The organism is Geobacillus sp. DSP4a, assembly GCF_013096875.1.
Lineage (GTDB): Bacteria > Bacillota > Bacilli > Bacillales > Anoxybacillaceae > Geobacillus > Geobacillus thermophilus.
Genome location: NZ_SDLD01000167.1, coordinates 1 through 679, shown reverse-complemented (window position 1 = coordinate 679; position 679 = coordinate 1). Strand labels below are relative to the sequence as shown.

The window sequence follows — 679 nt, the reverse complement described above, 5'->3', positions numbered from 1 at the left end:
ACGACGTGCCTGTTATACGGGTATCAGCTGAAAAAGGACGCCATTGACGAAGAAGTGGTGCGCATGGCCGCAGAGGAAATGGGGTATTAGCACGAAAGGGGCCGAATCGGCCTCTTTTGTGCTTTCTTTTTTCCATCGGTCCATCAGGCGCGCTGGAAATCTTCATCTGAAAGAGCGTGCAAATGTTCCGAAAGAATGTGCAAAATCCGGAACAATCCGCAAAAATTTTGCACATTATTTCCGAATCCGCCTGAAATAATTTGAAAAAGGGATTCTGAAATAATGTGCTAGTTTACAAGGTATAATAGAGATTTAGTATTTTTATTCGAATGAAGATTATACACTCGAAAGGAGTTAAAAAATGAGTGGGCATGTTTTAATTACTGGGGCAAACAGAGGTTTAGGTTATGAGTTACTAAAAGTATTTCACGCGAATAATTATATTGTCTGTAGATGAGCATTTTTCATTACAATAATTTCCATGGTTAGAGAGACAAACAGGGTACCCCTTACGCGATACGGAGCTGTTTTTTGATCACATCAATGGGAATATCTTGCTTCGCAGCGTCATAAATGAACTCGACGACGCTGTGGTCTTTCCGCGACCGAAGAAGCTCCAGCCCGGTGGAGAGGTTTTGTCGGGATTCGGCGATGCTGTACACGCAGGCCAACAGCACCA

General features: G+C 43.2%; 2 pseudogenes. One reads left to right on the top strand and one right to left on the bottom strand.

Annotated elements, in window-relative coordinates:
* Positions 1 to 90: pseudogene (locus ETC02_RS16835) on the top strand (AAA family ATPase); the annotation flags it as partial.
* Between the two features lie 419 nt (positions 91 to 509).
* On the opposite strand, the pseudogene ETC02_RS16830 reads toward ETC02_RS16835, so the two are convergent.
* Positions 510 to 679, bottom strand: a pseudogene (locus tag ETC02_RS16830) (IS701 family transposase); the annotation flags it as partial.